Annotated in this window: 27 protein-coding genes and 1 tRNA gene; 11 read left to right on the top strand and 17 right to left on the bottom strand. The window is 39.1% G+C overall.

Annotated elements, in window-relative coordinates:
- Positions 1–167 precede the first annotated feature (167 nt).
- Complete coding sequence (locus LJ707_RS18715) at positions 168–1,397, top strand: PAS domain S-box protein (protein ID WP_228953937.1); 1,230 nt, start codon at positions 168–170, stop codon at positions 1,395–1,397.
- A gap of 87 nt (positions 1,398–1,484) precedes the next feature.
- Positions 1,485–1,558 (top strand) — tRNA-Ala (locus tag LJ707_RS18720).
- Positions 1,559–1,759: 201 nt separating this feature from the next.
- On the opposite strand, the gene LJ707_RS18725 is transcribed toward LJ707_RS18720, so the two are convergent.
- Entirely contained in the window at positions 1,760–2,746 is a 987-nt protein-coding gene (locus LJ707_RS18725) for an agmatine deiminase family protein (protein ID WP_228953939.1), read from the bottom strand.
- A 92-nt stretch (positions 2,747–2,838) separates the two neighbouring features.
- A complete protein-coding gene (locus LJ707_RS18730; RefSeq protein WP_228953941.1) occupies positions 2,839–3,171 on the bottom strand; it encodes a hypothetical protein in 333 nt (110 codons plus the stop codon).
- Positions 3,172–3,256: 85 nt separating this feature from the next.
- Here LJ707_RS18730 and LJ707_RS18735 point away from each other — a divergent pair, with 85 nt between their 5' ends.
- On the top strand, positions 3,257–3,478 hold the full coding sequence (locus tag LJ707_RS18735; RefSeq protein ID WP_228953943.1) for a helix-turn-helix transcriptional regulator: 222 nt from the start codon (positions 3,257–3,259) through the stop codon (positions 3,476–3,478).
- A 192-nt stretch (positions 3,479–3,670) separates the two neighbouring features.
- On the opposite strand, the gene LJ707_RS18740 is transcribed toward LJ707_RS18735, so the two are convergent.
- From LJ707_RS18740 to LJ707_RS18760, 5 genes are all read right to left on the bottom strand, one after another.
- On the bottom strand, positions 3,671–4,048 hold the full coding sequence (locus tag LJ707_RS18740) for a hypothetical protein (RefSeq protein WP_228953945.1): 378 nt from the start codon (positions 4,046–4,048) through the stop codon (positions 3,671–3,673).
- A 30-nt stretch (positions 4,049–4,078) separates the two neighbouring features.
- Positions 4,079–4,849 (bottom strand): hypothetical protein, encoded by a 771-nt coding sequence (locus tag LJ707_RS18745; RefSeq protein WP_228953947.1) that lies wholly within the window; start codon positions 4,847–4,849, stop codon positions 4,079–4,081.
- Positions 4,850–5,020: 171 nt separating this feature from the next.
- The gene (locus tag LJ707_RS18750) at positions 5,021–5,422 is read right to left on the bottom strand and encodes a helix-turn-helix domain-containing protein (RefSeq protein WP_228953950.1); all 402 of its coding nucleotides are present in this window, start codon (positions 5,420–5,422) and stop codon (positions 5,021–5,023) included.
- Between the two features lie 269 nt (positions 5,423–5,691).
- A complete protein-coding gene (locus LJ707_RS18755; RefSeq protein WP_228953951.1) occupies positions 5,692–6,135 on the bottom strand; it encodes a hypothetical protein in 444 nt (147 codons plus the stop codon).
- Positions 6,066–6,920: a phage integrase SAM-like domain and Arm DNA-binding domain-containing protein gene (locus LJ707_RS18760; protein ID WP_228953953.1), complete on the bottom strand. Its 855-nt coding sequence runs from the start codon at positions 6,918–6,920 to the stop codon at positions 6,066–6,068. Before LJ707_RS18760 ends, LJ707_RS18755 begins: the two co-directional genes overlap by 70 nt.
- A 158-nt stretch (positions 6,921–7,078) precedes the next feature.
- On the opposite strand from LJ707_RS18760, the gene LJ707_RS18765 reads away from it, so the two are divergent.
- The 3 genes from LJ707_RS18765 to LJ707_RS18775 are packed head-to-tail and all read left to right on the top strand — an operon-like array spanning position 7,079 to position 9,578.
- A complete protein-coding gene (locus LJ707_RS18765; protein WP_228953955.1) occupies positions 7,079–7,924 on the top strand; it encodes a hypothetical protein in 846 nt (281 codons plus the stop codon).
- A complete protein-coding gene (locus LJ707_RS18770) occupies positions 7,908–8,498 on the top strand; it encodes a hypothetical protein (protein WP_228953957.1) in 591 nt (196 codons plus the stop codon). The genes LJ707_RS18765 and LJ707_RS18770 overlap by 17 nt, the downstream gene beginning before the upstream one ends.
- 51 nt (positions 8,499–8,549) lie before the next feature.
- Positions 8,550–9,578 carry a nucleotide kinase domain-containing protein gene (locus LJ707_RS18775; RefSeq protein WP_228953961.1) on the top strand — a complete coding sequence of 343 codons (1,029 nt, stop codon included), beginning with the start codon at positions 8,550–8,552 and terminating at the stop codon, positions 9,576–9,578.
- Here LJ707_RS18775 and LJ707_RS18780 read toward each other — a convergent pair.
- The 4 genes from LJ707_RS18780 to LJ707_RS18795 are packed head-to-tail and all read right to left on the bottom strand — an operon-like array spanning position 9,564 to position 12,674.
- Entirely contained in the window at positions 9,564–11,027 is a 1,464-nt protein-coding gene (locus LJ707_RS18780; RefSeq protein ID WP_228953963.1) for an SIR2 family protein, read from the bottom strand. The genes LJ707_RS18775 and LJ707_RS18780 overlap by 15 nt on opposite strands.
- A 1-nt stretch (position 11,028) precedes the next feature.
- Positions 11,029–11,574: a toll/interleukin-1 receptor domain-containing protein gene (locus LJ707_RS18785; RefSeq protein WP_228953965.1), complete on the bottom strand. Its 546-nt coding sequence runs from the start codon at positions 11,572–11,574 to the stop codon at positions 11,029–11,031.
- A gap of 3 nt (positions 11,575–11,577) precedes the next feature.
- Positions 11,578–12,186, bottom strand: coding sequence for a hypothetical protein (locus LJ707_RS18790; RefSeq protein WP_228953966.1), 609 nt, complete (start codon positions 12,184–12,186; stop codon positions 11,578–11,580).
- A 2-nt stretch (positions 12,187–12,188) separates the two neighbouring features.
- The gene (locus LJ707_RS18795) at positions 12,189–12,674 is read right to left on the bottom strand and encodes a TIR domain-containing protein (RefSeq protein ID WP_228953967.1); all 486 of its coding nucleotides are present in this window, start codon (positions 12,672–12,674) and stop codon (positions 12,189–12,191) included.
- A 999-nt stretch (positions 12,675–13,673) separates the two neighbouring features.
- Between LJ707_RS18795 and LJ707_RS18800 the strand changes: the two genes are divergently transcribed.
- Positions 13,674–14,198 (top strand): hypothetical protein, encoded by a 525-nt coding sequence (locus tag LJ707_RS18800; RefSeq protein WP_228953968.1) that lies wholly within the window; start codon positions 13,674–13,676, stop codon positions 14,196–14,198.
- Positions 14,199–14,313: 115 nt separating this feature from the next.
- Here LJ707_RS18800 and LJ707_RS18805 read toward each other — a convergent pair whose 3' ends face one another.
- The gene (locus LJ707_RS18805; RefSeq protein ID WP_228953970.1) at positions 14,314–14,676 is read right to left on the bottom strand and encodes a hypothetical protein; all 363 of its coding nucleotides are present in this window, start codon (positions 14,674–14,676) and stop codon (positions 14,314–14,316) included.
- 94 nt (positions 14,677–14,770) lie between these two features.
- On the opposite strand from LJ707_RS18805, the gene LJ707_RS18810 reads away from it, so the two are divergent.
- The 4 genes from LJ707_RS18810 (at position 14,771) to LJ707_RS18825 (ending at position 19,950) form a co-directional block, all read left to right on the top strand.
- Positions 14,771–16,138 (top strand): DNA recombination protein RmuC, encoded by a 1,368-nt coding sequence (locus tag LJ707_RS18810; RefSeq protein ID WP_370632425.1) that lies wholly within the window; start codon positions 14,771–14,773, stop codon positions 16,136–16,138.
- A 61-nt stretch (positions 16,139–16,199) separates the two neighbouring features.
- A complete protein-coding gene (locus LJ707_RS18815) occupies positions 16,200–17,780 on the top strand; it encodes a M1 family metallopeptidase (protein ID WP_228953972.1) in 1,581 nt (526 codons plus the stop codon).
- A 1-nt stretch (position 17,781) separates the two neighbouring features.
- Positions 17,782–18,360: a hypothetical protein gene (locus LJ707_RS18820; RefSeq protein ID WP_228953980.1), complete on the top strand. Its 579-nt coding sequence runs from the start codon at positions 17,782–17,784 to the stop codon at positions 18,358–18,360.
- Positions 18,361–18,411: 51 nt separating this feature from the next.
- Positions 18,412–19,950: a YifB family Mg chelatase-like AAA ATPase gene (locus LJ707_RS18825; RefSeq protein WP_228953982.1), complete on the top strand. Its 1,539-nt coding sequence runs from the start codon at positions 18,412–18,414 to the stop codon at positions 19,948–19,950.
- 31 nt (positions 19,951–19,981) lie between these two features.
- Here the strand turns inward: LJ707_RS18825 and LJ707_RS18830 are convergent, their stop codons facing one another.
- From LJ707_RS18830 to cydB, 5 genes are all read right to left on the bottom strand, one after another.
- Positions 19,982–21,220, bottom strand: a complete 1,239-nt coding sequence (locus LJ707_RS18830) for a PP2C family protein-serine/threonine phosphatase (protein WP_228953985.1) — start codon at positions 21,218–21,220, stop codon at positions 19,982–19,984.
- 45 nt (positions 21,221–21,265) lie between these two features.
- Positions 21,266–22,477, bottom strand: coding sequence for an ABC transporter permease (locus tag LJ707_RS18835; protein ID WP_228953987.1), 1,212 nt, complete (start codon positions 22,475–22,477; stop codon positions 21,266–21,268).
- 9 nt (positions 22,478–22,486) lie between these two features.
- Positions 22,487–22,837 carry a carboxymuconolactone decarboxylase family protein gene (locus LJ707_RS18840; protein WP_228953989.1) on the bottom strand — a complete coding sequence of 117 codons (351 nt, stop codon included), beginning with the start codon at positions 22,835–22,837 and terminating at the stop codon, positions 22,487–22,489.
- 23 nt (positions 22,838–22,860) lie between these two features.
- Positions 22,861–23,586: a copper homeostasis protein CutC gene (locus LJ707_RS18845; protein WP_228953991.1), complete on the bottom strand. Its 726-nt coding sequence runs from the start codon at positions 23,584–23,586 to the stop codon at positions 22,861–22,863.
- 72 nt (positions 23,587–23,658) lie between these two features.
- The gene (cydB, locus tag LJ707_RS18850) at positions 23,659–24,693 is read right to left on the bottom strand and encodes a cytochrome d ubiquinol oxidase subunit II (protein WP_228953993.1); all 1,035 of its coding nucleotides are present in this window, start codon (positions 24,691–24,693) and stop codon (positions 23,659–23,661) included.
- Position 24,694 lies beyond the last annotated feature (1 nt).

Consider the following 24,694-nt stretch of genomic DNA (forward strand, 5'->3'; position numbering starts at 1 on the left):
AAAAGAGCTATATTAAGGTCTTTTTACTATATCTGCAGTTAAATAAAATTATTAAAACATTGTGTTAAGCAAATGCCGTAGTAATTAGTTATACCTATAGTTATATGCAAAATATTAGCTCCTTATCAATTGCTTTACGTAATCTATACTGGTCATTTTTAAATAATTTGCAACTGCATAAAACTGCAGACGGCGAGCACGGCCTTATTTATTGGCAGAACAAACTTTTTGCCACAGCAATATTTTATGCTTTGCCGGTTAGTTTGTTCGCATTAGTGCCAAGCGTTATATTGCAATTGCAGGAAGGGCATATCTACATAGTAGCGTTTAATATTATAGCCCTTATTGCGGTTGCCCTTGTTGCCGTTAATAAAAAGTTGGATCTGCAATTACGCAAATTTTTAATTGCTTTTTTAATAGCGCTTTTTTCCATCATCATGATAGCCTCTATGGGCTCTTTTACAATGGGCTGTGTGTACCTGTTTCCACTCAGTATATTTGCGGCGCTTCAATTCTCAAACAGGATAGCTTACTTATTTGTCGGGTTGAATTTTATTATCTGTGCATTGTTCGCTTTAATAATATGGATAAAACCTTTTAACCTGCCCGAGCTTTTTCATAATCTGTCGCTCAATCACTGGCTTATCTATTCTGTTAACTTTATATTTATGGATCTGGTTGTAGTAATGCTCATCCGTATGTTGCTTACCGGCCTTGACCGTACTATGGTTAAGGAGGCTTTTTTGCATAAAGAATTGCAGAAGGAACTACAGGAAAGAACAATAAGAAATGAGTTATTGAAAGAGTCGGAGGAGCATTATCGCACTTTGTTTTTTCAAAGCCCATTGCCAAAATGGATATTTGATGTGGCAACATTAAAGTTTTTGCAGGTAAACAATGCTGCTATTAATAATTATGGCTACACCGAACAGGAGTTTTTATCGATGACGCTTTCTGACATTCATCACCCCGATAAAATAGCTGATCTGTTACTGGCTATAGAAAGATCATCTGCCGATCATTCATCTTACACCACACAGCATGTACGTAAGGATGGGCAAAATATACATGTGGAGGTAAGGCGAAGTGATATTCTGTTTCAAGGTAAAAAAGCGCGGCTGGTTATTGCTACTGATATTACCGAACAGATGAAGCATACACATGCTATAGAGCTGAGGAATGAGAAGCTGCAGGAAATAGCTTATATGCAATCGCATGTGGTACGGGTGCCATTGGCCAATATAATAGGTATAACTGACCTGATAACACAGCAAACCAAAACTGATGATGAGCGGGAGTTATACGATCATTTAGCCCGGTCAGTAAAGCAATTAGACCACGTAGTTAACCAGATAGTAAGACATGCCGAAGAGGTTTTGCCCGCGCAAAACGGTTAGACTGCTACCGTTTGATACGGATTATTAATGAATTTCAAATTTTCTTTACAAGTTGAAACTGAACTCCTATATTTGCAGCCCACGAATGGGGGATTAGCTCAGCTGGCTAGAGCGCTTGCATGGCATGCAAGAGGTCATCGGTTCGACTCCGATATTCTCCACAACCTTTTTGTAAAATCCGCCGAATTTCGCAAGAAATCGACGGATTTTCTTTTTTTACATACGATTTTACATACAGTCTTAAAGCTTCAGTGATGTGATATCTTATTACACAACTGTAAAGATTATCCGGTTTAAGGCTTTTTAAACCGAAAATTTGAGGATTTTTTCCAAACGCTCGAAAATTCGAGAATCTCATTCAATTAAACTTGAAAGCTTATACAATGTAATGAACCGCCAAAAGTTGCTAGGTGGTCACAGTTGATACCCAAAACATTAAATCCTTGGCCGGTTAACCATTCTTTATTAATCGCATTGTAATCGACTTTGCAATTTGCTGGCATTGTATATTCAGGCATGATTATACAATCATTGAATCGAATGTAATTTACATATATGCCACTAGCAGAAAATAAACAACTTCTAGTTTTCTTTGCTTTACATGCACAACTGATAAGTTCATCAACCGGCCTGTCAAAGATTGGCAAAACATTAAAACCATTATTTAGAGCAATAGATTTGAGCGTTTGCACATACTCATTGTCCCTTTTTAAGTAAGGTAATTTTGGATACTCACTTATAAATAAAGTACTCTCATCTTTAAAGGCCATATATCCATCAGTATGTCCAATAACATCATAGCAACTTCTTCCAACTATAATTGGTAATAATCCGGTGTAATCTTCGATGATCTTTTCTACATCCTTGCCAGGATTGTCCTCATAAACTTTTTCGGTTAGAAAAACCTTCTTACCATTATGTACAAAGTTTCCACCATCAATATTTAAGGGGATATCAACCATGGATGATGAATACACCTCTGTTAATATTCTCTTGGTGAGTTTGTTTACATATTGGTAATATTTGCCTTCACTCTTTAAACCACAGTAGTTAGGCATATATTGGGGTTTATATATTTTATCTCCTGCAAAAATCCCCATGCAATCACGTAGCCATAACTCGTCCCAATAATTTACAACGAGGACTTCTATATTGCCCTTGTGCGAGAACTTGTTCAATAGTTCTCTCTTGACGCTTTGTTTGTTTACAATTACAATCAGGTGAATGTCCTTGGGTATCAGCTCTATCAACCGATCAAAAAAGGGTGTTAAAGTTTCATATTCATTAAAAAATCCTTTTGGATAGCTTAAAAAGAGATGATTAGATTTGCCAAAATCTGTCTTTATCATATTGATTTGCAATTAATTAAAATTACAAACGTAAAAAGAGACTTTGCGAAGGCAAAATCTCTTTTTCATGCTTTCTTTATTTAATTAAAAAACTAATTGCCTATGCTCTTCAACATGATATCACGAAAAAAACCACTGCCAAAAATGAGCACTACCATTACCCAAAAGATAGTTATCCATAATACACTTGATGCCATAATTATACCAGTGTAAATGAATAGTCGTGAAAAAGATATTTTGACATAAATGCTTTCAGGTAAATTGGCAGGCATATACATCGGTATGTTTGAAGGTTGATCTATAAACTTCCTAGTCCCCGTCTCAAAATTTGGAGGAGTAGTTGTACCAAAAGCTAATGAATAGTAATCGTTAATATTTTTGTCAGGGTTTTCTGCTGCCCATTCTTGATAAGTTTTTATTTCCATGTGAGTAAAGCTTGTGTGTTGCCAATATACAAATAACGCATACATACGTCAATAAAAAACACATATATGCTTCATTTTCGATGTTGTGATAAATATCAAAAATGACGAAGTTATAAAGGCCTTTGGCAGAAAGCTAAGAGATTTAAGAACCTCTCAAAAATTATCACAGGAGCAATTAGCCAATATTGCAGAAATACCGTTATCTCAAGTAGGCAGAATTGAAAGAGGAGAAATAAATCCAACATTAAGTACTATTAATGCTCTGGCCACTGCACTTAAAATTGAAATCAAAAACTTTTTTAATTGAAAGCCCGTGCAGATTTGTAGTGGCATTAAACTGCATCAAAGGCCATATACGGTATTTTTCTTCGTCGCGCGATAAAGATTATATCCGAAAAGAATTTTGCGATATAACGGCCACAATGCAGCAACAAAAAAGCCGGGCGTAGACCCAGCTATTTTATATTTTTTAAATTAAATTTTAGCATTATAAATCTTACTATAATGCTTTCTCAGGCTTATTTAAATATTTTTCATAATCATACCTCTCTTTAATTTGTTCTTTTTTACAAAATATTTCTTCTTCTAATTCTTGTGCTTCGTTTATTAAATCATTAATTATTAATGTGTCAATACTTGTATGACACTCGTACACGCGCTCAAGTACTAAATTATTTTTGACTCTTTCCTCCATCATTGGATGAAAGCTGCTTTTATCGATGTCACATAACAATTCCGAATTGCCATTACATATTATTTCAAATAATTTATCTGTTAAATTATCTCTGAAATTATTAAATATCTGTAATAATTCTTCTAACTGATTTTGATAAATCCTACTATTAGTTACCTCATTTATTAATTGTGTATTTTGCATTATCTTATTTGTTAGGAATTTCAGGGTATATTACAAGCCCTGAAACTGATGTACATTTACTAGTGAATTAAATTTGTTAATTAATTTTTCACGAACAACTTGATGATAATTATTGGCTAACTTATCATATCGATTATAAACCTCTCTACAGGACTTGCGCTTTTTATTATATGTATTTATATTTTTATTAAGCTTCAAATCATCTGCTAAGATTTTATTGCAATAGGAATGAACTTTAAAAATATCCTCCTCATTTTGATAGGTATCAATTAAGGGTATCTTTTTTATTGCATCATACATACTCAACAGTCCGTAAAATAACTTGTGCCAGATTTCCTGATCATTCAACGTTTGCAGTGTGATCCTATCGTTTTTGCTAAAACCTAATACATTCCTTATTTTTCTAAGTTCATTATATACAATTTCGTAGCGTAAAATATCTTTAACTGCAATTTCTGCTTGCTTAGATTTATTATATGCTTTTAATTTATAATCGCTTAAATAACACATTCGCTGTATTGGCTTGCCTTTCAAATTGTGAGGTGGACATGTATAAAATTCATTTATTGATGATGTGCCGTAGCTCATGTAACGACTTATTACATCCCATTGAGAGTATTTATCAATCTTAACATTTATTCCGGTCTCAAAATTTGTCGATAACTTAAAATCTTCAATAGGTCTTTCGAAAACTATCTTAGACCAAGATTCACACAACACTTGAAAATTTGAAAACGTAAAATCATTGTGATTAACCCATTGCTTGAGGTTACTATGCATGGCATTATAGTAGCCATGCATAGAGTTTTTTATCAGTAGTTTATTATTGTTAGGGAAAATAATTTATCCTTAATTTAGATAGATCAAACCATACTTTATTTTTGTTAATGGGGCAATCTATATCTAGCCGTTCAGTCAGATGCTCAAACTCCAGGTTTGAAAAATCTTCAATTATAAAAGCAGCATTATCGATCATGATCTTACTCCTTTCATTTTGACTTTAGTAGCTGATATTAAATCGGCCTGTTTAAAATATACTTTCCTTCCAATTTTGTGATATGGCAGAAGGCCGGCCTTCTGATAGCGATGTAAAGTTGGATAGGAAATTTTAAGGAATTTTACAGCTTCAGCACGGGTTATAAAACCGGCTTCTAACTCCTCATTTTTTTGATGGGCAGATTCTTGCTTTAATTCAACTAAAGCATTTCTAACCGCATTCGTTACACATTGCTCAATGCTGTTATTGATGTGTAATAAGAAACTGGTGATGAGAGTTCCAAACTCCGTTTGGAAAGGGATCGCTATCCCCTTGGCCTCTATCGGGCTGGGCATAAAAATTAATTTGTCATGTTTTGTTTTTAAGTTATTTATCATTCTAATTTGTAATGCGCTTTTGACATCAGCTACAATAGCAAAAGAGAAAGAAATTTAAAAACTTTACAAGGCATAGAAAAGATTTAATCAATTGACAATTAATAGGCTATATATATATAACTTAATTTTTATATAGTTTATAATTGCTATTAAAATAAAAAACAGGAGTTTAATTGTTACAGATATTTAATGAAATAACTATATAATATTTTATATAATTATAGAATACAAATTTCTGCGTAAAACGTTTCCGTCACCCATCATTGCTATTAAAGTAACTTATTAAATGCAAGGTTTAATGCATCTGATTTTTGCTTTTCTTGTATGTCATTATATCGAGCAAAGTTTCTATGTGTTTTGTGATTTGATAATTTCATAATGATTTCAGGCGAAATCCCTTGGCTAAACATATAGCTAATGAAAGTCTTTCTAGAGCAGTGAAAATGCAGGATTTCGTGTAAGGGCAAAGTTTCCATGAGCATTTTAGCTCCGCTATATCTTATTTTAGTAATCGGCCTAATCAATTTAGCTTTCGCACCGATCTTTTTTAAATTGTTGTTTATTTTTTGCCCTGTATAAACTGGGATGGCTAAAGTAATTGGAGTACTCTTATATTTTTCAAGTATCGCTTTTGCCTGGCTGTTCAAAGGGAGTCGAAGAAAGTTCTTTGTCTTTTGAACGGCCACATTGATATAGTCGCCGTCAATATCCACTTTACATAACTTCTGAATATCTGAAAACCGTAAACCAGTAAAACAGCCAAAAAGGAGGCATCTTTGGCAACCGACATATAAAAATCTGTGAAGTTTAAATCCATTATGGCTTTAAGCTCATCTATTGTTAGTGCAACTATTTCATTTTCGCTTTGACGAATGTTGCCACTTATTGAAAGATTGATTTCTGACGCATAGCCATTTTTGCTAGCCCACTTGAGAAACCATTTAAAGTTCCCTATGTTCTTATGTATAGTATTATTGGTGTGCTTTAAATCATTGATGTAATAACGTTCGAACCTGTTAATGAACGCATCATCAATATACTTAAATTCAATAGTACCTTCTTTCTTTGAGAAGCCTCTTAAATGCTGCAGGTTGGTATTTAACTTTTTTATAGTGCTCTCGGAGAAATTGGCATTTGATTTTATGAATTCCTCATATAACTGAAACACGGATTTACGTGCAGTGATCTTGTTGCCTTTTAATGCTTCCCGTATGTATTTAATTGATGGCTCAACACCTGCCACAATTGCATTTCTGTAAATGGCCATAATATCTTCTCTCTTCTTCTGCAGCAAATTATTAATCTCGCCAGCGCCAATGGCTGAGCTTTTAACCTTTTGCTTGTCTTCATCCCATTTACTGGCGTCTATACGCTCGCCAGTCTGAATCCACATACGGTTAGCATTGAAGCTAAAAGATAAAAGTATTGGTACATTTTTTACTATTAAATCCCCATTTGGGTCTTTCCGCTTCTCGATATAAAATTTAGTATTAGCCATTAATATATTTATAGTATTTATTATAATTATTTAATTATCAATAAGTTGTATTTTTTTTGGAGGCGCGAAGGACGGGAGGAAAATTTACTTTTGCAAATTTTTTTTAAAAGAAATTTACAGGTGGATAATTAGTATTTTAGTAGTCTAATCTTATCATTATGTTTTTAGGACCATCCGATCTCAAGGAATTTTTAAGCGATAAAATTATTTCTGGCTTTAAGGAAGAGAACATCAAGCAGGCTGCATATGAACTTTCTTTGGGTTCAGAAGTATATAGAACAGATGCACCACAGGGGAAAATCGAAAGCTTAGACGACAAAAATAAGACCGTTGAAATAAACCCTGGCCAATTTATACTGTTGTTGACAAAAGAGACGGTTAATATTCCACCTAATAAATTGGCGTTCATTTCAATCAAAGCCAAACATAAATTAAAAGGGCTAGTGAACGTATCTGGCTTTCATGTTGATCCTGGTTTTCATGGGAAATTATTGTTTTCCGTTTACAACGCAGGACCGTCGACACTTACGTTAAAAACCGGAATCAAATATTTTTTAATTTGGTTTGCAGAACTAAAATCAGAGGCAAGTAAGGAAGAAATTTACAACAAAAAAGACAATCACCATCAAGGGCAAGATGGTATCGATCCAGATTATATTGACGCTTTAAAGAAAGGAGAAATGGCATCTCCCAGCGCATTAATGAAAAAGATAGATGATTTACAGAATGAATTTTCCGAGAAAATCAAAGATGTAGAGCGGAAGAAACTGAGAAATGAATATTTATTGACAGTAATAATTGGCTTTTTCATTGCGTTATTTGTTAAAGTGTATTGGGATTCGAAAGCCGAAGAGGCTGGATATCAAAAACGAATTAAAGAAGAGGAACAGTTTATGGGTATATCGAATCAACTTGACTCAATTAAATCAAATTCAGTATCTTTGAGTCAAGTAGATAGTCTTATTAAAAAAAGATCTAATGCTGTAAATGAAAAACCAAGATAATTATATCGCTCATTTAGACTCTGCATTTGCAACGCATGAACAATTGCCAAGAGAGTTCTCTGTCTCTTTTAATGAAGTTCCTGACTCAATTAAACCACAAGTTAAAGTTTTATTCAATGATCAACAGTTAGGAGATATTATTAACGATAATTCTTTTGTAAATGATTACTATCGCTATCATGATATTTTTCATTACACTTTTGCTACGCTTTTAGGCTGGTCTCCTTGTGCTAGAGCAATGATGAAAAAGAAGCGGAAGAGTGATCCCATAATAGATGAAATAGAGGACGGAGCAAGGGCAACCATTACGGAAGAGGCTGTTTCTTTGATTATATTTAACGAAGCGCGCAAAAAGAACTTTTTTGAGCGTAAAACAAAAGTCAGTAAGGTCACACTTAGGATAATCAAAGAAATGACTGATAGCTTTGAAGTGAATGTTCGAACTGAAAAGGAGTGGGAAAAAGCTATTCTGTCAAGTTATAAAATATTCAGACAGCTAATTAAATATAATGGGGGGAAAGTTCTGTTCAACATGAATAGTAAACAGATTGATTTTATTCCATTGATTAATTAAAGCGGACATAATTAGTAAGTGAGCCGACATCAGTCGGTTTTTTTGTACCTGATGATTACGATATTTAACAAAAAAAAGAAGCCGACTGCCAGTTATGTATTAGACACGTATTGGAAGTTTGCAACTGAGCGGCAAAACATATTCTTTAATCGCATAAAGGGCGAAGGTAAACTGACGAGTGACCCAATTTTGAATAAACACAAGTTTACAAACGCTTATAGGGCTTCTGATCGGGTTAGTCAATATCTTATTAATAATGTCATATACAGTGGGGATACTGATATAAATGAAACACTATTTAGAATTTTATTATTTAAAATATTTAACAAAATTGAAACATGGGAACTGCTTCAGCATGAATTAGGTTTAATCTCTTGGAAAGAATACTCGTTTGATAGGTATAACAAAATATTGCATCAGGCTTTAACTATCAAAGAGTCTATATATTCTGGCGCTTATATAATGGCATCTGGAAAAAGTACGTTTGGTTATAACCGAAAGCACGAGAATCACCTAAAGCTCATAGAAAGCATGATGAAGTCACAGTTAGCTGATAAGTTAAAAAATGCTAAATCACTACAGGAAAGCTTTACGTTATTATTAGAATATCCAACTATAGGTACATTTTTAGCATATCAGTATGCAATTGATATTAATTATAGTGAGTTGACCAATTTTAGCGAAATGGACTTTGTCGTACCAGGACCTGGCGCAAAAGATGGTATAAAAAAATGTTTTGTTGACCTAGGCGATTACTCTGAGGCTGATATTATCCGATTTGTGACGGAAAGCCAAGATCGTGAATTTGAGAGATTAAATTTACAATTCAAGAGTTTATGGGATCGCCCACTTCAATTAATTGATTGCCAAAATTTATTTTGTGAAACGGACAAATATTCAAGAGTAGCTCATCCCGAAGTATCCGGCTTATCAAATCGATCAAGGATTAAACAAATATACAGACCTGTTGGGTCTTATATAAAATATTCATATCCACCTAAATGGAATATTAATAGTAAAATCGAACTGCCACAAAACTCACCAGTTCAAAACATTCAGTTTACCTTAGAGCTTTTGTAAGCGTGAAATAAATTCAATTACATTTTTTACAATCTCGTCGTTAGATAAACCATCTTTACCTAGCCCAACAAAAGACTCTCTAAGCTTAGCATCAGAAGGGAAATATTTATCCATTTCGGCATTCACCCTTTCCCATAAATCTTTTGCCATCCAACCAGTGCTACCAATAGGAACAGGAATCACACCTTGTTTAATACATATATCAAATTCTTCAAGCATGCCTTCGGAGTTCACCAACTTCCCTTCGTCATTAATTTTATTTCCGAATATGAAAATTGCCACTCCTGCATAAGACAACATGTCATTTCTGTAATCTGTCCATATTTCTTTTAAACTTTTAGAGCCCGATTGTGTTTGAGGAAATGGCCTAAGTATTAATAAATCATCCAAGTTGCGATATTTAGAGTTGAGCTTGTAATCGAGTGCTCCTTCTATCACAAAACTTCCTATTCCCAAGCCAAATCCAGAAATTATTTTATAAGCATATTTCGCTAGTTTATAACTTAAATCATGAATTAAACCTTTGGCTATAGTTTCTGTAAATGGGGCATATTCATTTGCTGCACCCGATATAAAGACATTTTTTCTTTTTAGCCTATTTTCGATTTCCCTTAATATATCAGTTATATCAGGGTAGTCATCAATCATTATAGCATTAATGCCGTATCTTAATAAATCTTCGATTTTAAGTTGCTGTTTAATTTTTGCATACAAGAAAGCTTCCTTTTTCTGCTCCGGAGTTATATTTAATTTGTCAAAATCCTTCTCATTAACTGATTTAAAGAAACAGTAGTGTACAGGTGTGTTATCTTTTAATAAAACCTTAATTCGACCTAAAATATAATCTAAATTGGGATCGTCGAAACTGAACCCGATAAAAAGGAAGGTTTTGGATAACAAGTCGCCTCGTAAAGTAATCGAAAAGAATTCCCTTTTGTCATTATAACTTTCATAATCATCTTTAATCAGGACAGCAGATTCTGGTGAATCCTTATCACCATGCATCTTATAAACTGTGGCGTCCTTTTTCTTGATGTTGCTTGAGAAGTCTTCATTTTTAATTTTGAGTTCAACCGTTTTGTTTTCTTCTTCCAAAGATTTTTCAATCAGCTTGTCATAGTTAGTTGTCCAGAAAGTAGATATCCCGATCCTAGCTAAAATTTTATGATTCTCGCTCCCCTTACTTAGAGTAGAGAACTCATTCTTTATCTTATTGTTAATTTTACCACGTTTGTGTTTATTGAAATGATATTGGGCGACCGATATTAAGTCATATTCTTTATCAATATCTAAATTTATTTCGGACGCTAAATCACGTAACAGCTCTTTCCAATTTACAAAGCCGTCGGATGCCGATAGCCCTGCGCCGGCAAAAATTGCTGCATCCCCATTTATAACTTCAGTAACAAACTTTTCAATGAAGTCTTTTTGTTGTGTAGTAAAATTCATTTTATTTTTTTAACCAATCATTTAATGATTCAGTGCTACCGTTGGGATAAATCACTTTATAATAATCGTCGGTATATTCGCTTTCTTCTATACGTGGATATATCTGTAAATATTCGTTACCATCCCAAGTTTTACTATTGTCGGCAAGTGGCAATACACAAATTTTATCGTTGTTTAATTTATAGCTATCACCGATACCGACCTCCCAATTACACCATTTGGATGATACTGCGTCGTTCGTAGCCAATAAGATAAACTTGTCGTTGTCTTTAATCTTTATCTTAATCTTTGCGGCAGTAATACCATTAGTCTTTTCGGGCATAGTTTCATCGGCCCAATCAACATATATACTTAAGCCCAAATTTTGGAAAAAGACCTTCGCCTGCTCAACTATTGGCCGGTCTTTGTGAGAATGCGAGAGAAAAATAGATGTAGTAGCTAGGCTTTTAGAAAAAGCCCTGTTTTCGGTCAAGTGAGCGCTAAGTCCGGTATATCCGGCTTTATTCCTTGCTTTATTTTCGAATTGCTGTTTAGTAAATATTGCCATAATTTATTTATGATTTTTCCAGTTTATCGGGTCTCCGTGTATGCCTGGATCATGTTTTTTTTCAAGCCAACTAACAAATCCATCCGCATCTTTGGTCGGTATAGCGATGCTTTTAACACTACGACCTTCGCTACAAATTGCTAAAAATTCATCAGGTATTTTAATAGCTTGGTCGCCGAAGTAGTAAAAGTTTTTTGCTATTAACACTCGCTCACCCTTTATGTCAGCGTCTAAATGCGCACTGTTTTTAACGCCCTGAGCTAAAGAATGAGCAGAATCGTCTTGTAGCCATTCACCGGTTGCAGGATTTTTATGGTAAATATTATCTCCATATAACTGTACTAAGCTCCCATTTAACACGGGCTTTTTATATTGAAATCTAGGGTCATCCCAGTATTTTTCAAAACTCATCATTTCGTCAACTTGCATCGCATAAATTAAGTAATGCAATTTTTTTAACTTGACGCTTCCGGTTCCAAATATCCAATCGCCGATTTTCAAACGCTTGTTCATTCTAATGGCACCTTTGCAAATTGCCAACGTGCAAAATTCACCGAAGGGGTTTGGAGCTAAACCAAAATCATGTTCTATTTTATATGAATAATATCCCATATTTATGCGCTACATCTAACTCTTGTAATAGTGTAAATTGGTGTTCGTGTCGAACCATCAGCATTTTCAGAGGGCATTGAACAACCTGCCATGGCGTCACCCAACTTATCAAGGGAGTTCCAACCTAGAACAGGGCCCCCATATCTTTTATAACTTTCAGGCAATTCTACATTATCCTTACAGCCATGTAGGTATATTCCTACTATAGTTTTACCTAACAAATGAGCTTGCTTAATTTCGTAGTCTACCCACGGGCGAGAGTGTGTTTTTTCGCCAATTAAACAAATAAAAGTTCCAGCCCAAGAAATACCATTTTTGAGATCCTTAGCAATCTGCGAATTACTAGGTCTAACAGCAGTGTGTTTTGTGCTATCGACAGAGCTGTTTCTTACATTGTAGCCGCTGCTTTTAAGCCTCTCCTTCAAGCTTTGTACATGGTCATCATCTTTGCCATGGTGGCTCATAAATACGTTGTGTGTTTTGTCCATACTCTATACATTATTTAAATACTCAAAAAGCAATAAGCATAGATGGAATTAATGAGGCAGGGAAAATTTCAAATATTGAAACTATTTATACCTTTGCGCAGTTTAAAACAAATATGCCCTGCTGAAAAAGCAGTGTAACTAATAATCGGTCAAGCCTGCATCCGTCGCCAAACTTTGCAGGCTAACCGTTTCTCTCTCATCTAATGTTATGCCAATTTCTTTAGCATAACAATAAATTTGTTACAATTAAGTTATATATTATAAACCTGCGTTCATGTGGCATTAAAAACTGCCTTTATGCCATTTTTTCACAAGACAAAAAGTCATCGTTTTGCTATAATTTAGTCAATCCATTGTCAGTTAGTGTTTTGTGTACACCTAATCGAAGTAGGGCAAGGTGACATACAAAATTCCATACGATTAATACTTTGTTCATTTTGTTTTTCTTTCTACAGGTGAAATGAACAATGGAGGTAAAGACACATTACTATGTAAACATTTAAAAAGGGTGAAATAAGTTGTTTCTTGGAGAGATTTCAAAAGAAGGAACGATATTCTCCACACCTTTAAAAAAAAGGCTTTGCGAATGTTCGTAAAGCCTTTTTTATTTGGGGGCTATCAAAGATACTACCAACCTTTTTATATACTCTTACAAATATTAGGGATCTAACCACATTATTGAAAGCCAATCTTGACAAGCTGATCGAATCTGAATACATTACACATTCAGAAAACCAATTTGTCCTTATGTTTATCTGAAATAATCAGCCTTTAATCAACTCCCGATCGCTGTTTCATTATGGGGTTGCTCCTTACGCCAAAGCTGTCGAGTAAAAGTGGACTCAAGTTGTTTCTAATCGGCCGTAAATTCACACAAATGGCCTCGCTGAATGTTTAATTCACGTGCCATACAATAAATCAACCTATATTCAGGCTGAAAGCCCTACTACAGTGCAAATGAACTGCGGAAATATGCGGATCGCCTTTATTTCATTCTGTATGGTTTTTTGGCTCGGCAGCCTCATATTGTTATGCCAGGCGGCAGCCTACAGCGCTATTCCGTATTTAAACACGCACGCACGGGCCGTCAATGAGTACTTCGGGCATCACACATTAGCATTTATGGCCGCACCCGTCATCATCCTCTGTATGATTCTATACTTTCATTTCAGCCGCACCCGGCTCACTTGGGCAGGCGGCGTTAGGATAGATGGCAAACCTATCGAAGTAGTGCATTACCAGTTCAAACGGCTGATCAATAACGTCCCGGTCATCTATCTGCAAACCCCGAAGCATCTTTACATCTTTTATCCTGTAACTTCGCAGGACGGGCGAAAGATGCCTAATGTGAAGATCATGAAAAGAGAAGCAGCAGAGAATGAGGTCCAGGTCGAAAAGCTTAAGGCCGAACTTGAGGCTTCGGCCGCAACACTAAAGAAGTTTTGGTTCTTTACCAAGGAAGTACCGATCTCGTTTTTGGTATTAGTGGTAATTGTTGCCATTATAATTTTGGCTCAGTGGTAGTACATCTTCGTTCATAGGTGTATTTTGTTCTAAGCTATGAATTGGCGATGTATGGAATATAAAGTTTAGGTAATGCTTTAATTAAATGCAAAGCATAAAAATTCAGTTAGCTGCTTTAATTAACCGGCATTAGCAGGCAATTCATGGTGTTAGCTGATGTTTTAATGTAGATGTTCTTGCCATCGTATGCTTTGATCTGCCTTTCCAGATCGTTAATATATATCGGCTTTTTTTTATCAGCCTGGCATATCATGGAGAAGGTTTGTGTATTTAAAACCTTACCTGTAGCTATACTGTAAAAAGTTATATGTGCCCTGTTTCGGTGATGATTTACACTGTCAACATTGATGTAATATTTGTCGAATTTAAATGCAGTGGCAGGAATGTTTTTAAAGGAATTGTAAGAGTGCTTAATTTGCGGTTGTGAGCAGGATAGTGAAAATACAATCATAACCTTTAATAATGCCGCGTTCTTCATTTTTAAAAATTGCTTCAAACTAAGTTTGAGCTTAATTTAAGTAATATCTTTTTTAAAAAAATGCTACCTTCGTTTTGCTAATATTTTTATCAAAATGATGCCTGTTGTTTTAGTTGTTGTTGCCGTTGTTATATTGCTTGTGGCGGTGCTTTTATTTGTAAAAAAGCCAAAGGCCAATATTATTGATACCGATGAATTGGTGCGCCTTAAAAATGAGGTGGACACATTACGGGTATCATTGGCAAAAGCCGAAGAGAAAGCCATAGGCCTCGCTGCCGAAAAGGAAAATATAACCCACTTTTTAAAAGAAGAAAAAGACAGGCTGGCCACTGAACTGGTACAGGAGCGCGAAAAACTGGCGCAGGCCAATCAATCATTAGAGAGCGCACGTTCATACTTCAAGGCACAACAGGAAAAATTACAGGAGCAAAAAACGGATATTGAGCAAACCCGCCAGCATTTTCAGCGCGAATTTGAAAATGTTGCCGAAAAGCTGCTCAAGGAAAAATCAAAGGAATTTATTGATGTAAATAAAACCAACCTTGACCATATACTTGGTCCGCTAAAAGAGAACCTGAAGGTTTTTGAAGAAAAGGTTGACAAAGTTTACAATATGGAGGCTGCCGAGCGTAATACCCTTAAAGGTGTTATTACACAACTGATGGAGCTGAACCGCCAGATAAGCGACGAGGCGCAAAACCTTACCAAAGCCCTCAAAGGCGATAACAAGCGCCAGGGTAACTGGGGCGAGGTGATCCTGGAGCGTGTGCTGGAGCGCTCGGGTTTGGTTAGGGACCAGGAATACCGCATACAGGCCAGCATGACTACCAATGAGAACATGCGTTTGCAGCCCGATGTGGTTATCGATCTGCCGGATGAAAAACACCTGATCATCGATTCAAAAGTGTCGCTGGTTGCATACGAGCGACTGGTGAACAGCGAGAGCGAGGAAGAGCGTAAGCTGTACTCAAAGGCGCACATCGAATCCATAAGGAGCCATGTGCACAACCTGTCGTCAAAAAACTATCACGATCTGTACCAGATCAACTCGCCTGATTTTGTATTGCTGTTCATCCCTATCGAATCATCGTTCAGCATAGCCGTACAGATAGATGCCGAGCTGTTTAGCGATGCCTGGGATAAGCGCGTGGTGATTGTGAGCCCCTCAACCCTGCTGGCCACGCTGCGCACCATTGCCAGCATGTGGAAACAGGAGCGCCAAAACCGTAACGTGCTGGAGATAGCCCGCCTGAGCGGCGAGATGTACGATAAATTTGTAGGCTTTGTAACTGATATGGAAAGCATCGGCAAAAACATAAAGCAAAGTCAGGATGCTTATGACAAGGCCTTGAACAAACTAACCGATGGCCGCGGCAACCTCACCATAACAGCCGAAAAAATTAAAAAACTGGGAGCTAAGGCCAATAAGCAGATAGATCAGAAATATATTGGTGAGGAATAAGTATTTACGAATTTACCTAATGTCAATTAATCTGTTTATTATTACTCTTGATAATTGACCTATGTATAAATATCTACTTTCCCTTGCGCTGCTTGCCGGTAATATACAACTCCGGGCACAAGTTCCCGGCTCGGCTGTTGATGTGCAGCATTATAACTTTAATATAATCCTGAATGATCAGAATGATGAGATCAAAGGGCAGGCTGATATTCAATTATCCTTATGTCGTGATATTAAATCGATAGCGTTTGATCTGGATAATAAAGCATCTAAAGGTAAGGGTATGCAGGTGCTTGCCGTTACCGAGGGCGGTAAAAAGTTGCCATATGTGCATGCTGATGGTAAGCTGGTTATAAAAACCACAGCCAAGTCAGGCACTAACCATGCTTATCGTATAACCTATAGCGGCGTACCTGCTGATGGTTTGATCATCTCCAAAAATAAATATGGTGATCGTACCTTTTTTGGTGATAACTGGCTGCGCCGGGCACGTAAGTGGCTGCCATGTGTTGATGATGTGGCCGATAAAGCCGGTGTCGATTTTATTGTTACCGCGCCTGCCCATTACAGCGTTGTGGCTAATGGCTTAAAGGTAAGCGAAAAGCAAGCTGGCGAAAATAAAACTACCCATTGGCATGAGGATGTGCCAGTATCTACCAAGGTAATGGTTATAGGGGTGGCTGATTTTGCCATCAGTACGCCCGAGTTTGTGAACCAGGTACCGGTAAATGCCTACACTTTTAAACAGGATAAAAGCAACGGATTTAAAGCCTACGCCTGCGCGCCCGAAATACTGAATTTCTACAATCAGCAGATTGGGCCGTACGCTTATAAAAAGCTGGCCAACGTACAGTCAAAAACCATTTTTGGTGGTATGGAGAACGCCAGCAATATTTTTTACTACGAAAATTCGGTGAATGATAAGGCCATTGAGGCGCTGGTAGCCCACGAGGTAGCTCATCAATGGTTTGGCGATGCCGCTACCGAAAGCGGTGTGGCTCATGTTTGGCTTAGCGAAGGCTTTGCAACTTATTTTACGCATTATTATCACGAGCATAAGTACGGTGCGGATAGTTTGCGCAAGCGCATGATAACCGACCGCAAGGGTATATTCGCTTTTGAAAAGGAACGTATGACCCCGGTGGTTGATACTACTAATGAAAAAGCCGATATCAACCTGCTTAACACCAACAGCTATCAAAAGGCAAGCTGGGTGCTGTACATGCTGAGGCGTCAATTAGGCGATGCCAATTTTATTAAAGGCATACGCACCTATTACAGCACCTACAAAAACGGCAATGCCGGTACTGAAAATTTCAGGGCAGTGATGGAAAAGGCAGGTAACCAAAACCTGGAACAGTTTTTTAAGCAATGGCTGTACACGGCAGGGCATCCGAGATTGCGTATCAGTTACGAAACAGATAAAACCAATCATGGTATTCACCTGCATATTGAGCAGTTGCAGCCGCAGGTTTATCAACTTAAGGTTGACCTGAAAATAGGCAGCACCAACTTTACCGCCGAGATGAAAGACAAAGCACTCGACCTGAACATAGCCGCGCCAACGCAAGCCGGTGAGCTGACCGTTGACCCGAATGTGAATTTACTGGCAGAATATGAAATTGTAAATAACGATAAATAACATGGCTCGCAACGATATATCAGGTGGCGGTGTGTTTTACGGGTTGATTGCTATACCCGTTGGTATAACGGTTTTTGTATTTGCATCAACCGGCGGACTTTGGTACTCCTATATTTTAGCAAGTATAACTTTGTGGGGGCTATTAAAGATATACTTTGCGTTGGTGAGCCATATAAAGTTGGAGCATGACGATGACGATCTTTACATTATCACAAACTCATCCGTAAAAATAATCCCGTTCAAAAATATTCGGTCTATTAGCTATTCAGGATATAGAGTAAATGAAAGGCAGGTTTGGCAAGTTGATTACCTTGATTTTGATGGAATAGTTAAAGTAAAAAAAATTACAAGCAACAAAATGCGATTGGGGATTTTTATTGATGCTGTATCAAAAGTAAACGATAAGGTGTATATTGATAAAAATCTTAAAATAACCACCGCCACAATCGCTAATGGATTTAATAAAACTGTATCAGTTTACAAAAGTGAAGGCTACAATGGTGTTCAATATAGTTACGAGTATTCAATTCCGTTGAGAGGTGAGAAAAATAAAAAAGAGGATCAACAAGTTTCTACTTAGATTCGGCCTATATCATTATATATATTTGCATACCTAAAATCTTAATAATACGTGTTGGTTAAAACTTTCGGCAGCTCGGTATATGGTATTCAGGCCATCACTATCACCGTTGAGGTGAACATTGCACCGGGTACAAAATATTTTATTGTGGGCCTGCCCGATAACGCGGTTAAAGAAAGCTATTACCGCATCGAATCGGCATTAAAGAATTGCGGCTACAAAATGCCCCGCCAGCAGGTAGTGGTAAACATGGCCCCGGCTGATATCCGTAAAGAAGGTTCGGCGTATGACCTCACCATTGCTACTGCTGTATTAGCTGCCTCGGGCCAGATAGAAACCGAGGAACTGGACAAATACCTCATTATGGGTGAGCTATCGCTCGATGGTGGTTTGCAGCCAATAAAAGGTGCTTTGCCTATTGCCATACAGGCACGTAAGGAGGGTTTTAAAGGCTTTATACTCCCTAAGCAAAACGCCCGTGAGGCAGCCATTGTAAACGAACTGGAGGTTTACGGTGTAGAAAATATAAAGGAGGTAGCCAATTTCTTCAACGGCGATGAGCCACTAAAGCGCGAGGTGGTGAATACCCGCGAAGAGTTTTACGATAGCCTTAGCAACTACGACAGCGACTTTAGCGACGTACGAGGGCAGGAAAACATTAAACGCGCCCTCGAGATAGCCGCCGCCGGTGGCCATAATGTGATACTGATCGGTCCGCCGGGAGCGGGTAAAACCATGCTGGCTAAAAGGCTACCATCTATACTGCCGCCCTTAACCCTGCATGAGTCATTGGAAACCACCAAGATCCACTCAGTAGCGGGTAAACTTTCAGCAGCGGATGCGTTGGTAACCATCAGGCCGTTCCGCTCGCCGCACCATACGGTGAGCGATGTGGCTTTAGTGGGCGGTGGCGGCAATCCGCAGCCCGGCGAAATATCGCTGGCACATAATGGCGTTTTGTTTCTGGATGAATTGCCTGAATTTAAGCGTAGTGTTTTAGAGGTAATGCGTCAGCCTTTGGAGGAGCGCCGCATCACCATATCGCGCGCCAAGTTCACGGTTGATTATCCATCGAGCTTTATGCTGATAGCCAGCATGAACCCCTGCCCCTGTGGCTATTACAATCACCCCGAAAAGGAATGTGTTTGCCCGCCCGGAACGGTGCAGAAGTACATGAGCAAAATATCGGGCCCGTTGCTGGACAGGATAGACCTGCACGTTGAGGTCACACCGGTAAACTTCAGCGAATTGGCATCCGACCGCCTGGCCGAAAAAAGTGAGCATATACGCGAACGAGTTATAAAAGCCCGCGATAAGCAGATAGAACGCTTTGGCAGCAAACCGGATTTGCATGCCAACGCGCAAATGAGCCCCCAAATGGTACGCGATATTTGTAAAATAAATGCCGCCGGGCAAGCGTTGCTAAAAAAGGCGATGGAAAAGCTGGGCCTCTCCGCAAGGGCATATGACCGTATATTAAAAGTAGCCCGCACTATTGCCGACTTAGCCGGAAGTGAAGACATTGAGTTAGCGCATCTGGCCGAAGCCATACATTTCAGAAGTTTGGACAGGGAAGGCTGGGCTGGGTAAGTGTATCTTTTTAGTTGGAAGGCGATTGATATTACTTAAACTTCAGTGTCAGCACTGTAATGTCATCTATCGGTTTAGCCTTTACGTTATGATCAATATGGTGAAGTATGGCCTGGTTAAATTTCTCGGCAGATAGTTTGCCATTCTTTTTTACGCAGGTCATCAGGCGGTCCTCGTTCCATATTTTTGAGGCATCAGGTTCGCGGTCAAGCAAGCCATCGGTATAGTTAAATATTAAGGTGCCCGGCTCAATATTTAGTTCTTCGGAATTTATAAAGGGTAATTCATCAAACGCGCCAATAATGGTTGTGCCGCGCTTTAAAGCCATGGCCTCACCGTTTGAGTATAAAATTGCGGGGTTGTGCCCGGCATTAACGTAATTAAGCTTGCGGGTGGTATGGTTGTAAATGGCAATAAAAAGGGTGATGAATTTTTCGCCCTTGGTGTTTCGTAAAACAATTTTGTTGAGCCGCTCCACAATAGTTGCCAGATCATCCTCAACAGATACCCAGGCGCGGAGGCTTGCCTGAAAGTTAGCCATCAGCAACGCGGCAGATATGCCCTTGCCCGATACATCGGCAATACACCAGAGGTATTCATGATCATTAACCTGTACAAAATCAAAATAATCGCCGCCAACATTTTGGTGCGGGAGGTAGCGGGCACTCAGTTCAATACTCGGGTCGGTATAAACCTGCACCGGTATCAGCATACTTTGCATTTCGGCAGCAAGTTCCATTTCACGCTGAAAGCGTTCAGACTCCAGCCGCTCCCTGAAAAGCTTTTTATTTTCAAGCGCTACCAACACCACGTTAATTATGGTTTGCATAAAGTTAAGGTCATTGCTTACCATGTCATCGGGCGAGTTAAAATCGCCGATCAGGGCATACGCGATAGCCTTATTTTTTTGGTAGATGGGTATAAAGTAATCGTAGTTTGAAAGTATGGGGTGGTCAGAACCCTCGAGTGCGGCGGGTTCTTTTATTTTTTTAAGATGTTTACAAGCCTTGTACAATTCGCCGGTAGGTTCAATATGGCCGCCATATTTTGATATGCAGATGTAGTTATTGCCTTCGGCTATTAAAAAGCGTAGTTTACCTATCTGCAAATAATTTCGGCAAATTACTTCCAGCATCTGAATAAGTACCGGGGTGGCTATGTTTTTATTTATTGCCCTGGTAAGCTCTAATAACGAGTTGAGCTCCGATTGTCTTTTCAACAGTAAACGGATCAGCTCATCTTCGCCGGAGTTTGTTTCGTTTGGCGGCATATGTTTGCACGAACGGTGTAAGGCTAAAATAGAAAAATATATGTGTTATATGCGGATATTCTGTGATTTAATATCAAAAGCATCACGAAGGCCGGTTGTAAGCAGGTTAAAAGCGAATACCGTGAGCATAATGGCCACGCCCGGAATAATGGCCAGGTATGCCGCATCCATCACAATATAGCCGTAATGTTCTTTGATCATACCACCCCAGGTAGGCATGGGTGGTTGTGCTCCAAAACCCAAAAAGCTCAAGCCTGACTCAAGTAATATAGCCGAAGCGAAGTTGGATGCCGCTATAACCAGCACCGGTCCTGATATGTTAGGTAAAATATGACGCGTTATGATACGCAGGTGTGAAAAGCCAAGCGCCTGGGCTGCCTCAATATATTCCGATCTTTTAACGGCAAGCACCTGCCCACGCACCAGCCGCGCTACCTCCACCCACATGGACAGGCCTACCGCTACAAATATTTGCCAAAGCCCCTTGCCCAGCGCGAAGGATATGGCAATAACCAGCAGCAATGCCGGTAATGACCATAGTATGTTCATCAGCCAGCTTAACACGGCATCAACCCAGCCGCCAAAATAGCCTGCCGCGGCGCCTATGCAAACCCCGATAAGCAGGCTGATCAGTACCGCTAAAAAGCCAACAGCTAACGATACCCTTGCCCCAAGTATTACGCGGCTCAATATATCCCGCCCGTAAATATCGCTGCCTAACAGATAGGTACGGGTAACTATTTGCGCTTTAGTAATTTCATCGGCTACGCGTTTGTAAGCAGCCCCGCCCGCGCTTACCTGCAATTTTTTGCCATTTGGCCGGATAAAGATTATGTGGCCGTTTTTGTAAATGGGTTTTTGACCGCTGAATACTTCAAAAATATTATAAGCGTGTTTTTCGGGCGCATCCTCGTCACCAATATATTCATCTACATAAATAGAATCTGCTTTAAAGTGATAAGATGTTATAGGCACATCCCGGTAAGCATCGGGCTGGCCTAAAAGCATCTTGCTGACAATGTTTACCGTATCAACCCGTTCAGCTTTTTTAATACGCAGCAGCTTAAAACTTGCCCCGGGGTGCTTCACGCTCAATTGTACCGACATGTTGTTGGCCAGCGGCGTATCATCAGGCATAATTAAATACCCTAAAGTGGCCGTAATAATGCTCAGCAAAATAAATGCAAGGCCACCCGCGGCAAGCTTGTTTTGCCTGAACATTGCCCAAACGCGCGATGTGGTTTTGCTGTCGGCCACTATATTTTATTAAGCAGGAGTTTCATTCAGTTCGTCCCAATATTCAACCGCGCGGCGATAGTGCGGTATCACAATGGAGCCGCCCACCAGGTTAGCTATCATAAATATCTCGTTCATCTCATCGTGTTTTACGCCCGCCTCAAAGCATTTGCCCAGGTGATATTTTATACAATCATCGCAACGTAAAACCATTGAGGCTACCAGGCCCAGCATTTCCTTTGTTTTTACATCAAGCGCGCCATCGGCATAGGTAGTGGTATCAAGCGCGAAAAAGCGTTTAATGTTGGTATTGGCCGTATCCATAATACGGTCGTTCATTTTGGTACGATAGTCGTTAAAATCGTCGATCAGCTTTCCCATATCGTAATATATAGATCAAAAAATTAATTATTCAAAATAGCTACCATTCGGGCAACTTCCGTTTCGCTGGCAATATATACATTGCCGTAATCACTAACTTGTGTGTTGATATAGGTAAGCGGATTTTTAGCTATTATACGTGCCGATGAATGATACTCGGTGGCGTTGCTTTGCTCGATCAGCCTTTGCAGGTTAGTTGATTTTACTCCCGCCCCGGGCATAATGATAATGCGCCCTGCAGCCTGTTCAACCAGTTTACCCAGCAACGCCCCGGCATCCGGCGCCGCGCTGGCCTGCCCCGAGGTGAGCACCCGCTCGCAGCCGCAGGCAATGATATCTTCAAGTGCCTTAAAAGGGTCGGGCGAGCCATCAAACGCGCGGTTACAGGTAACACCCATAGGGCCGGCCCATTCTACAATACGTTTAAGCCATTCAGTATCAATTTCGGCACCAATGGTTTGCGTGCCTACCGATATGCCGTTACAACCCAACTCGCGACAAAGTTCTATATCCTTTTTGATGATGGCATATTCCTCATCGCTGTAATAATAATTGCCCGAACGTGGCCTTATAATAGGATAAATATCAATATTCACACTTTCGCGGGCCTGCTTGATGGTACCATAGCTGGGTGTAGTACCGCCCTCAATCGGGTTATCGCAAAGCTCAACCCGCATGGCCCCGGCACGCTCGGCAATAATGCACGATTGTACAGTGAACGCGCAAACCTCCAGTATCCTTTTAGTCATGAGATGTTTTTTTCAAGTGACTAAAGATAATGGTTTTGATATTGGCTGATTGTCAAAAAATATGGGAGAGCCTCAATAACTCATCTCATCCAACTCCACTTTGCCTTTAAACGTCATGAAAACAAAGGTGGTGTAACCCGCTACCAGCGGTACGCCAATGGCGGCTACGGTGAGCATAATGCCTAATGTTTTTTGTGATGACGCGGCATTATATACGGTCAGGTTATAGGCGGCATCCTGTTTGGATAGCAGCATGTTGGGGTAAAGCTCCATGGCTACCAACACCATCAGCAAACTTATGGTTACGGCTGATGATATAAAGGCGAACATGTATTTGCGTTTGGTGATCTGCCGGGTAATATTAGCTATTGCCAGCACCATCAGTACCGGCACAAAAAACAGCTCGGGGTAACGGCGTATTACCGCGGCCATGTGTGGCAGGTACAGCAAGGTATAAAATGAGGTAAGCAGTATCATAATTACGAAGAAGATAGTGGTGTTGCGCACCATAACCGTAAGCTTGGCATACAGGCGGTTCTCGGTTTTCATGACCAGGTAAATGGAGCCGTGCATCATTAGCAAAGCCAGTGTGGTAACACCGGTAAGCAGGGCATAGGGGTTTAAAAACTCGGTAAAGCTACCACGAAAAACATGGTCGGCACCCATATTGATGCCCTGGGTTACGTTGCCTAAAATTACGCCTAATAAAAAAGCGATCAGCGCGCTTGATATAGAGTAGCTTATATCCCACATCTTGCGCCACCAGGCCATTGGCTCCTTGCTCCTGAACTCAATGGAGATAGCCCTGAAAATAATGGCCACCAAAAACAACATAAAGGGTATGTAAAATGCCGAAAGCATGGTAGCATAAACTTCGGGGAAACCGGCGAACAGCGCCCCGCCACCAATCACTATCCAAACTTCGTTGCCATCCCACACGGGGCCAATGGCATTGAGGGCTATGCGGCGGCTTTCCTCTTTATTAAAAAAAAGGTGGAGGGCCCCCGCGCCAAGGTCAAAACCATCCAGAATAATGTAGCCGGTAAATACAGCCCCTATCAGCAGGAACCACCAGGTTTGATAATCAATGCCTATAAACGTCGCCATG

This window comes from Mucilaginibacter sp. UR6-1, from assembly GCF_020880975.1.
GTDB lineage: Bacteria > Bacteroidota > Bacteroidia > Sphingobacteriales > Sphingobacteriaceae > Mucilaginibacter.